The organism is Streptomyces sp. SAS_281 (assembly GCF_052542855.1).
This window is the reverse complement of the sequence record NZ_JBMNDO010000102.1, coordinates 21,706-28,563: the sequence shown is the minus strand read 5'-3', so window position 1 is coordinate 28,563 and position 6,858 is coordinate 21,706. Positions and strand designations below refer to the sequence as shown.

Below are 6,858 nucleotides of genomic sequence, written 5' to 3'. Positions count from 1 at the left end.
TCTCTTTCCCCCCCCCCCCCCCCCCCCCCCCCCCCCCCCACCCGGCTTACCCCCATCGAGTGCGGAGCCGCACCTTTGCCAACCGCCGCCGAACGAGCAAAACCCCCCACGGCCTTCACTCGCTCTTCCGGTGGCTCCGGAATCGCACCCGACGCCGTACAGCTTTTCGTCCGGCGGCCGGTCCGGGCGAGGCGTTTCACCTCTGGCCGAAACCCCGTGGTGACGTGCTGTTACGATTCGCATACTCTTGCGAGGGGGGAATTGCAGGTGCAAGGGGTGGGAGTTCGGTGCTGCGTATCCATGTCTCCGGATGGGATCTTTCCCGGGTGCGGATGGCCTCCGGGCCGGACGCGCTGTGGGAGACCATTCTCAGTTTTCACCGGCTGAGGGACCGGAGGGCTTCCACGGTCTTCGGGAAATGGCGCACGGAAACCCGCCCACGGTTGAGCGGTGAAGTACGTCTGCTGTCCGCGGTGGTCCCGCAGCGCGGCTATTTCCCCGACTTCCTGACGCCTTCTCAGGAAAACTCCGACCCGCTCGGCCTCGATGCCGGAATGGAAGCCGTGCGCGCCACTCCGCCCGACCGCCTGCGCGCCGAGATCGCCCTCCTGAGCGACCCCGGCGCCCGGCGCGCCGCCCGCCTCGGCCCCCTGCGCGAGGGCGGCGCCGAGCCCGTGGCCCGCCTCGTCGGCGCCTTACGGGACTACCACCGCGCCGCTGTCGAGCCGTACTGGCCGCACATCCGCTCCGCCGTCGAGGCCGACCGGGCGATCCGGGGCCGCGCCCTCCTGGACGGCGGCGCCGACGAACTGCTCGCCACGCTGCCCCCGGTCATCCGGTGGCGGGCGCCCGTCCTGGAGGCGGACTACCCCGTGGACCGGGACCTCCACCTGGACGGGCGCGGGCTGCTCCTCCAGCCGTCCTACTTCTGCCGGGGCACCCCCGTCGTCCTGCGAGACCCCCTGCTCCCGCCGGTCCTGGTCTACCCGGTCGCCCACCCCGCCGCCCCCGCCTTCGCCGACCCGGGCCCCTCGCTCGGCCGGCTCCTCGGGCAGACCCGCTCCACGGTCCTGCGGGCCATCGGCGACGGCTGCACCACCAGCGAACTGGCCCGGCGCGCCGGGGTCTCCCTCGCCTCGGCCAGCCAGCACGCCTGCGTCCTGCGCGAGGCGGGGCTCGTCCACACCCTGCGGCACGGCAGCTCCGTCCAGCACACCCTGACCCCGCTCGGCGGCTCGCTGCTGCGGGGCGGGGCGCCGGTCGCGGTTTCGTGAAGGGCCCGGTACGGAAAGGATCCGCGGCCGCGCCGATGAGTTCCGGGCACCCCGATGAGTTCCGGGGACCCCCGGCGTCTACCCGTCGAGAAGCGTGCGACAGAAGCACAGGAAACCAGAGCACCGAGAGAGCGAGACGGCCATGCCCCAGATGATCTTCGTGAACCTGCCGGTCAAGGACCTGGAGACGTCGAAGAACTTCTTCGCGAAGCTGGGCTACTCCTTCAACCCGCAGTTCAGCGACGAGCGCACCGCCTGCCTCGTCATCAGCGACACGATCTTCGCCATGCTCCTCCAGGAGGAGCGCTTCAAGGACTTCACCAAGAAGGACATCGCGGACGCCGCCTCGTCCACCGAGGTGATCCTCGCGCTCAGCGCGGACAGCCGCGAGAAGGTCGACGAGCTGGCCGACGCCGCCCTCGCCAACGGCGGATCACCCGCCAACGAGACGCAGGACCTCGGCTTCATGTACGGCCGCTCCTTCCAGGACCCGGACCACCACATGTGGGAGGTCATCTGGATGGACCCGTCCGCCGTCCAGGGCTGAGCCGCGGCGGCCGGGCTACAGCCCCGGGTACGTCACCCCGGTCAGCTGCTCCGAGGCCACCCACAGGCGCTCGCCCGCCACATCGCCGCGCGTCCAGCCCGCCCGCCAGGACGGTCCGGGCGCGCCGCGCAGGCCCAGCACCCGGGGGCCGGTGAACGAGTCGGGGCGCACGCCCGGCGCGGTGGCCGCGTACAGCGTGGGCAGGGCGCCCGCCGACGCCGGCCGGGCGACCACGCGGTTGGCGATCCCCATGACCCGCTCGGCCCCCCTGCGGTTCTCCATCCGGGCGGCGGCCGTCTGGAGGTTGGTCGAGGCGTAGCCGGGATGGGCGGCGGCGGCGACCACTGTGCTGCCGGTCGCCGCGAGCCGCCGGGCCAGCTCGTGGACGAAGAGCAGGTTCGCGGTCTTCGAGCGGCCGTAGGCGGTCCAGCGGCGGTAGTTCCGCTCGCTGTTGAGGTCGCCCATGTCGATGTTGCCCAGGGCGTGCAGCCCGCTGGAGACGGTCACCACCCTGGCGCCCCCGGTGGCCGGCAGCTTCGGCAGCAGCAGCCCGGTGAGCGCGAAGTGCCCGAGGTGGTTGACGCCGAACTGGGTCTCGAAGCCGTCGGCGGTCCGCCCGTACGGAAGGGCCATCACCCCGGCGTTGTTGATCAGCAGGTCGAGCCGGTCCGCCCGGAAGCCCTCGGCGAACGCGCGCACGGAGGACAGGTCGGCCAGATCGAGCCGGGCGAACTCCACGTCCGCGCCGCGCACCGCGTACCGGATGCGGGCCGCCGCCTCCTCGCCGCGCCGCTCGTCGCGGCAGGCGAGCAGCACCCTGGCTCCGCAACGGGCCAGCTCGCGGGCGGTGACGAGCCCGATCCCGCTGTTGGCACCCGTCACCACGGCCGTGCGGCCACTCTGGTCGGGTATGTCGCGCGCGCTCCAGCCGTGGGTCATGGATCAAGCGTACGACCGGGGACGCGGACGACCGGAAGCACCCGTTCGGGGTACTTCCGGCCGTCGTGGCGGGTCAGTCCGCGCGTACCTCGAAGACCGGTACGGAGACCTCGTCGTCGTCCAGGCAGGCGCCCGTCGCCAGGTCGAAGCGCTGTTTGAGCAGGGGTGAGGCGACGAACGGCTGCCCGCCGTCCGATCCGATCAGGCCGCGCGAGAGGACGTAGGCCCCGGTGAACGGGTCGCGGTTGTCGATGGCGTACGTCCGCCCCGCCCGGTCCAGGAAGAGCGCGACCTGCCGGCCGTCCGGGAGGAGGGCGGCGACCCCGCGGCCGGGGGTCAGCAGCGAGCGGTCGCACACCGTGAGCCAGCCGTCCCCGGCGGCGAGCCGGACGGTCCGGGTGTCCTGCGCGGTCTCCAGCGTCTGCGTGGTCATCAGGAGGCGGTCCCTTCAAGAGTGCGGATGGCGAGAACCGGGCCGGCGAGGAGGTCCAGGTCCGGCTTGACCTGGTCGCGTTCCGGGACGAACTTGACCGACGGGTCGGGGGCGTCGGGCGCGTTGACGAAGGTGACGAACCGGCGCAGCCGCTCGGGGTCGTTGATGGTCTCGGCCCACTCGTCGCGGTAGCCGCGGACGTGGTCGGCCATCAGCCGCTCCAGCTCCTCGCAGAGCCCCAGCTTGTCGTGCACGACGACGTCCCGGACGTGTTCCAGGCCGCCCTCGATGCGCTCCAGCCAGGCCGAGGTGCGCTCCAGCCGGTCCGCGGTGCGGATGTAGAACATCAGGAACCGGTCGATCAGCCGGACCAGTTCGGCGTCGGACAAATCCTGGGCGAGCAGGTCGGCGTGGCGCGGAGTGGCACCGCCGTTGCCGCCCACGTAGAGGTTCCAGCCGCCGGCCGTGGCGATGATCCCGAAGTCCTTGCCCCGGGCCTCCGCGCACTCCCGGGCACATCCCGAGACCGCCGACTTCAGCTTGTGCGGGGAGCGCAGCCCCCGGTAGCGCAGCTCCAGGTCGATCGCCATCTTCACGGAGTCCTGCACGCCGTAGCGGCACCAGGTCTGCCCGACACAGGACTTGACCGTGCGCAGCGACTTCCCGTACGCGTGCCCGGACTCGAAGCCGGCGTCGACCAGCCGGGTCCAGATCAGCGGCAGCTGGTCGACGCGGGCACCGAAGAGGTCGATGCGCTGACCACCGGTGATCTTGGTGTAGAGCCCGAAGTCGCGGGCCACCTCGCCGATCACGATCAGCTTGTCGGGGGTGATCTCGCCGCCGGGTATGCGCGGCACGATCGAGTACGAGCCGTTGCGCTGGAGGTTGGCCAGGAAGTGGTCGTTGGTGTCCTGGAGGGCCGCCTGCTCGCCGTCCAGGACGTAGCCGCTGGCGCCGACCGTCGGCGCGAGCGAGGCGATGACCGAGCCGACCGTCGGCTTGCAGACCTCGCAGCCGTCGCCGCCCCGCGCCTCCTCCCGCCCGTGGGAGTCGAGGAGGTCCGCGTACGAGGTGATGCGCAGGGTGCGCACGATCTCGTACAGCTCGCTGCGGGTGTAGGCGAAGCAGCCGCACAGGCCCGCGTCCGCGCTCTGCGGGAGCAGTTGGCCGATCACCTTGACGCAACTGCCGCAGCCGGTGCCGGCCTTGGTGCACTTCTTCACCTCGGGGAGCGTGGTGTGCTCGCAGATCGCGCCCTTGGTGACGTTGTGGCAGGAGCAGATCACCGCCTCGTCGGGCAGCGCGGACGGGCCGAGCGCCACCGGGCCGCCCGCCCCCGCCGGGAGCACCAGCTGTTCCGGGGCGACCGGCAGCACGCTCCCGGTCATCGGGCGCAGCGTGCCGTACTGGTCGGCGTCGCCGACGAGGACCCCGCCCAGCAGGGTGCCGTCCGCCGCCATCACCAGCTTCTTGTAGACGCCGGAGCGGGCGTCCGAATACACCACGTCGAGGCAGCCCTCGGCGGTGCCGTGCGCGTCGCCGAACGAGGCCACGTCCACCCCGAGCAGCTTCAGCTTGGTCGACAGGTCGGCGCCGGTGAACGCGGCCTCCTTCCCGGCGATCACCTCGGCGGCCGTCAGCGCCATCTCGTAACCCGGCGCCACCAGTCCGTACACCCGGCCGTCCGAGGCGAGGGCGCACTCCCCGATGGCGAAGACCGCCGGGTCGGAGGTCCGGCACTCCTCGTCCACGACGATCCCGCCGCGCGGCCCGACGGCGAGCCCGCAGTCCCGGGCCAGCTGGTCGCGGGGGCGCACCCCGGCCGAGAACACCACCAGGTCCGTGGCCAGCGCGGAGCCGTCGGAGAGCGCCATCCCGGTCACCGCGCCGTCCTCGCCCGCGGTCACCTCCTGCGTGCCGACCCCGGTGTGCACGGTCAGGCCCATGTCCTCGATGGTGCGCAGCAGCGCCGCGCCGCCGCCCTCGTCCACCTGGACCGGCATCAGGCGGGGCGCGAACTCCACCACGTGGGTGTCCAGGCCGAGGCCCTTCAGGGCGCCGGCCGCCTCAAGGCCGAGCAGCCCGCCGCCGACCACCGCGCCGGTCGTCGCGTCCTTCGCGTACTCCTCGATGGCGAGCAGGTCCTCGATCGTGCGGTAGACGAAGCAGCCGGTGCTGTCCTTGCCGGGGACCGGCGGCACGAACGGGTACGACCCGGTCGCCAGCACCAGCGTGTCGTAGGCGAAGACCTCGCCGGACCGCGCGGTGACCGTACGGGCCGAGCGGTCCACGGTCACCGCCGGGTCGCCGAGCCGCAGCTCGAAGCCGTGCCGCTCCATGAAGCCGTCCTCGACCAGCGACAGCTCCTCCGGGGTCTTCCCCGCGAAGTACGAGGTCAGCTGGACGCGGTCGTAGGCGGCGCGGGGCTCCTCGCACAGGACGACGACCCGGGCGGTCCCGGCGGTGCCGGTGAGACCGCGCTCGGCCAGGGCCTCCAGGAAACGCTGGCCGACCATCCCGTGCCCGACGACCACGAGCGTCGGCACGGCGGCAGGGCCTGAGGTGGGGGCGGTCGGGGGAGTGGACACCGGCATCTCGGGGCCTCCGTCGTCGGTGAGCAGATTCGGCAGGGCCACAGGCGCCGGGCCTGTGTGCTCATGACCGGAAGCGTGTCCCGGCGGTGTTACCCGGCCGGTTCCCCGCTGTTTCCCGGGAGGAACCTTGCGCTCAGCACCCGCCGAAAAGGTCTGTGAGGCGGCCGGCGGAGGCCGGGAAAGGGGCCTTGTCCTGCGGAAACCTCAGAGTTGGCTCAACTTTCCCGGTGCGGCCCCGGAACGGTTGGACGGTGCACGCATCCGCTCCATAGGGTCGTGCTCATGCCGGACATCACCCTGACCACCCTTGTCGTGCTGTGCCTCGCCGCCGCCGCGGCGGGCTGGGTCGACGCGGTGGTCGGCGGCGGCGGACTGCTCCTGCTGCCCGCGCTGCTGCTCGGTCTGCCGCACCTTCCGGCCGCGCAGATCCTCGGCACCAACAAGGCGGTCGCCATCGTCGGCACCTCGGGCGCCGCCGTCACCTACGCGCGCAAGGCGCCCGTGAAGGTGGGCACGGCGGTCCGGATCGGGCTCGCGGCCCTGGCCGGGTCGATGACCGGCGCGTTCTTCGCCGCCGGGATCAGCAGCGAGGTGCTGCGTCCGGTGATCATGGTGGTGCTGCTCGCCGTCGCCGCGTTCGTGATGCTGCGGCCCCAGTTCGGCCGGGCGGCCGGGGAGGATGTCCCGCCGCCGGTCACCCGGGCCCGCAGGATCACCGCGATCGTCCTGGTGGGCGGCGGCATCGGCCTGTACGACGGGCTGTTCGGACCCGGTACGGGCACCTTCCTGGTACTCGCCCTGACCGCCGTGCTCCACCTCGACCTGGTGACCGCGTCGGCCACCGCGAAGATCGTCAACGTCTGCACCAACGCCGGGGCGCTGGCGATGTTCGCCCACCAGGGCAACGTGCTGTGGCAGCTGGCGGCGCTGATGGCGGTGTTCAACCTGGCGGGCGGGCTGCTGGGCGCGCGGATGGCGCTGCGCAAGGGCAGCGAGTTCGTCCGCGGGGTGCTCCTGGTGGTGGTGTTCTCGCTGGTGGCGAAGCTCGGGTTCGACCAGTGGCAGAGCTGA

Annotated in this window: 6 protein-coding genes; 3 read left to right on the top strand and 3 right to left on the bottom strand. The window is 72.3% G+C overall.

Going from position 1 to position 6,858, the window contains the following annotated elements:
• Positions 1-287: 287 nt before the first annotated feature.
• Complete coding sequence (locus ACN6LM_RS29290; RefSeq protein WP_445068391.1) at positions 288-1,274, top strand: helix-turn-helix domain-containing protein; 987 nt, start codon at positions 288-290, stop codon at positions 1,272-1,274.
• Between the two features lie 142 nt (positions 1,275-1,416).
• Positions 1,417-1,821 (top strand): VOC family protein, encoded by a 405-nt coding sequence (locus tag ACN6LM_RS29285; protein ID WP_445068390.1) that lies wholly within the window; start codon positions 1,417-1,419, stop codon positions 1,819-1,821.
• A gap of 15 nt (positions 1,822-1,836) precedes the next feature.
• On the opposite strand, the gene ACN6LM_RS29280 is transcribed toward ACN6LM_RS29285, so the two are convergent.
• The 3 genes from ACN6LM_RS29280 to nirB all read right to left on the bottom strand — a co-directional run bounded on the left by ACN6LM_RS29280 (position 1,837) and on the right by nirB (position 5,787).
• A complete protein-coding gene (locus ACN6LM_RS29280) occupies positions 1,837-2,760 on the bottom strand; it encodes an oxidoreductase (protein WP_445068389.1) in 924 nt (307 codons plus the stop codon).
• A gap of 73 nt (positions 2,761-2,833) precedes the next feature.
• Positions 2,834-3,193, bottom strand: coding sequence for a nitrite reductase small subunit NirD (nirD, locus tag ACN6LM_RS29275; protein ID WP_328900087.1), 360 nt, complete (start codon positions 3,191-3,193; stop codon positions 2,834-2,836).
• Positions 3,193-5,787 (bottom strand): nitrite reductase large subunit NirB, encoded by a 2,595-nt coding sequence (gene nirB, locus ACN6LM_RS29270; protein ID WP_445068394.1) that lies wholly within the window; start codon positions 5,785-5,787, stop codon positions 3,193-3,195. The genes nirD and nirB overlap by 1 nt, the downstream gene beginning before the upstream one ends.
• A 282-nt stretch (positions 5,788-6,069) precedes the next feature.
• Here nirB and ACN6LM_RS29265 point away from each other — a divergent pair, with 282 nt between their 5' ends.
• A complete protein-coding gene (locus ACN6LM_RS29265) occupies positions 6,070-6,858 on the top strand; it encodes a sulfite exporter TauE/SafE family protein (RefSeq protein WP_445068388.1) in 789 nt (262 codons plus the stop codon).

What these genes read in the sequence shown, in the direction of transcription:
- ACN6LM_RS29285 (WP_445068390.1), top strand. Translation starts at nt 1,417, where the DNA reads ATGCCCCAGATGATCTTCGTGAACCTGCCGGTCAAGGACCTGGAGACG.
- ACN6LM_RS29280 (WP_445068389.1), bottom strand. Translation starts at nt 2,760, where the DNA reads ATGACCCACGGCTGGAGCGCGCGCGACATACCCGACCAGAGTGGCCGC.
- nirD (WP_328900087.1), bottom strand. Translation starts at nt 3,193, where the DNA reads ATGACCACGCAGACGCTGGAGACCGCGCAGGACACCCGGACCGTCCGG.
- nirB (WP_445068394.1), bottom strand. Translation starts at nt 5,787, where the DNA reads ATGCCGGTGTCCACTCCCCCGACCGCCCCCACCTCAGGCCCTGCCGCC.
- ACN6LM_RS29265 (WP_445068388.1), top strand. Translation starts at nt 6,070, where the DNA reads ATGCCGGACATCACCCTGACCACCCTTGTCGTGCTGTGCCTCGCCGCC.